This is a genomic window from Allobosea sp. P1_A7 (assembly GCF_056406775.1).
In genome coordinates this window covers 1-2,656 of record NZ_JBFTZN010000472.1, presented here as the reverse complement: position 1 = coordinate 2,656, position 2,656 = coordinate 1, and the positions used below count along the sequence as shown (strand labels likewise).

The 2,656-nt window shown below is 64.1% G+C and carries 2 protein-coding genes; one reads left to right on the top strand and one right to left on the bottom strand.

The window, feature by feature from the left end; translation table 11 throughout:
* Positions 1 to 220 precede the first annotated feature (220 nt).
* Positions 221 to 667 carry a hypothetical protein gene (locus tag AC1D34_RS36455; RefSeq protein ID WP_476777431.1) on the top strand — a complete coding sequence of 149 codons (447 nt, stop codon included), beginning with the start codon at positions 221 to 223 and terminating at the stop codon, positions 665 to 667.
* 103 nt (positions 668 to 770) lie between these two features.
* Here AC1D34_RS36455 and AC1D34_RS36450 read toward each other — a convergent pair whose 3' ends face one another.
* On the bottom strand, positions 771 to 2,624 hold the full coding sequence (locus AC1D34_RS36450; RefSeq protein ID WP_476770871.1) for a potassium transporter Kup: 1,854 nt from the start codon (positions 2,622 to 2,624) through the stop codon (positions 771 to 773).
* Positions 2,625 to 2,656: the final 32 nt, after the last annotated feature.

The window sequence follows — 2,656 nt, the reverse complement described above, 5'->3', positions numbered from 1 at the left end:
GAACGAGACGACGAGGATCAGCGCAAGCCAGACGAGCACTGCGAGGGACCAACAGATGACGAGGAACTCCACGGTCTTGCTCCGTGGGGCTCCTCGCGCCTTAACATCGTCCGCCATGCCGGGCTTGTTGCATTCAGCCATGCCCTTGCGCATCGCCGCCATGCGTGGCGCGGCTGGGCGATGCCTGCCCATAGCGCGCGCAGGCGCGGGAGAGACCGCCATGAGGCGACAGAACCTGCTCAACGCCCGTGATCGCCTCGGGGCATCGATCATCGATATCGTCGCCGCCGACGTTGCGAAGCACGGCCCGGAGGTGATCGAGCAGCTGCGGCTCTGGAACGTCGCCCCCTATGCCCGGCTGGTCAGCGACCTGGTGCATTTCAGGAAGCTAGCGACGGAGCAGAAAACGCAGACCCGGCGGAAACCGCGTGCGCTCCGGATGAGAGATGTCCTCAAGGCGATGGACGACCAGCCGATCGACATCAACAACCCGCTTCTTTCACCGAAGCATCGGGAGCGCTGGCTGAAGGGCATCGAAGCGTTGAGCCCTCGCTCGCCCTATGATTTCAGCCCCACTGAACTTGCCGCCTTATGGGGCGCTGATCTTGCTTCGTGGTTCGAGAGACATGCGCGGCGCATCCCGTCAGGGGAGGACGATCATCCTTGAGCTGAACGCGGCAACCGACCGCCCCCTGCTTCTCGCTGAACGCTTTTGCGCTCTGCTCCTTAAGGGCTTGGTGACGTATTCGAGCAGGCTTCAGTCGTGGCAATCAGATCTCGATCTCCACGCCGACCTCCACGACCTGCTTCGCGGGGATGTGGAAATGGGCAGCTGAGCGCTCGGCGTTACGCTGCATGAAGGAGAAGAGCGCCTCGCGCCACACGGCCATTCCCACAATATCCTCGCGCGGAATGATCGTCTCACGGCCAATATAGTACGACATTTGAATGAGATCGACGCCCGGCAGAAGTCCACGGTCGGCGCCGCAGCGTAGGCCGCCGGGAATATGTGGCGTCTCCATGAAACCGAAATGCAGGATCACGCGAGTGACGCCGGGCGCGAGTTTGATCGCCTCCATACGGTTTTCGTCGGGGACGCGCGGGATTTCCTCTAGCTTGCCGGTGACAAGAAGAATGCGCTCGTGCAGGGCATGATTGTGGCGAACGAAATGCGTGAGTGAGAGCGGAAGCCCGCGGGCGGCCGAGGCCAGAAAGGCGGCGGTGCCCGGCAGGCGCACAGGCGGGTTCGTGGCCAGCATGTCGAGAAACTCCCTCTCCGGCTCGCGTTGGCGGCCACGCGCTGCCTCCACCAAAGCGAGGCCGCGCCGCCAGGTCAGCATGATCACCACCAGCACGAGCGCCAGGACCAGCGGATACCAGCCACCTTCATGCAACTTCGGCAGGTTGGCGGAGAAGAAGGCAAGGTCGATCAGCAGGAAGAAGCCGTTGACCGCCACGACAAGGATTGGGTTGTAGCCCCATTTGAGGGCGATCAGCGCTGCGAGTCCGGTGGTGATGGCCATGAGCAACGAGACGGCGATGCCATAGGCGCCGGCCAGCGCATCGGACGAGCGGAACATGAAGACCGAGGTGAGCGTCGCCAGGCAGATCATCCAGTTGACGATCGGAATGTAGACCTGTCCCCTCTGGTCATGGGCCGTGTGCTTGATGTGGACGGCGGGGAAGAGGCCGAGCTGCACAGCCTGTCGAGTGAGCGAGAAGGCGCCTGTAATTACCGCCTGCGAGGCGATGACGGCGGCGGCGGTGGCGAAGAGGATCAATGGGTAGTGCGCCCAGTCCGGGGCGAGTTGGTAGAATGGGTTGGTGAGGGCTGCAGGTTGGGTGAGTAGCAGCCCGCCCTGGCCAAAATAATTGAGCATCAGCGCAGGCAGCACGATGGTGAACCAGGCGAGGCGGATGGGTTTGGGACCGAAATGGCCCATATCCGCATACATCGCCTCGCCACCGGTCACGGCCAGGAACGTGGCGCCCAGCACGGCGAAGCCGACGAGCGGGGCGGTGTGGGTAATGAAGTAGAGCGCATTCAATGGGTTGATCGCTGCGAGGATCCCCGGCGCCATCAGGATGCCCCGGATGCCGAGCAGAGCGAGCGCCAGGAACCAGAGCAGCATGATCGGCCCGAACAGCCGGCCGATGAAGCCGGTGCCCTTGCTCTGGACCAGGAAGACACCCATCAGGATCGCAGCGGTCAGCGGCACGACGGCCGGCGCCAGCATCGGTGCGTCGACCTTGAGGCCCTCAATCGCGCTGAGCACGGAGATGGCCGGCGTGATCGCGCCGTCGCCATAGAGCAAGGCGGCGCCGACGAGTCCGACGACGAGGACATAGGCGCGCCCTGTGCCGGGCCTGGCATGGCGCGCCTTGAGCAGGGCCAGCATCGCCATGATGCCGCCTTCGCCGCGATTGCCGGCGCGCAGGATCAAGATCGAGTACTTGATCGAGATGATCAGGATCAGCGCCCAGAGGATCATCGAGACACAGCCGATGACGGCTTCCGGCTGCAAGGCTCCTCCCGCAGCCGCGGCCCGGGCCGCTTCCTTGAGCGCATAGAGCGGGCTGGTGCCGATGTCGCCATAGACGACGCCCAGAGCGCCGAGGGTCAGGGCGCGGACGGAGCCGTTGGACGGAGCCGTTG

What these genes read in the sequence shown, in the direction of transcription:
- AC1D34_RS36455 (WP_476777431.1), top strand. Translation starts at nt 221, where the DNA reads ATGAGGCGACAGAACCTGCTCAACGCCCGTGATCGCCTCGGGGCATCG.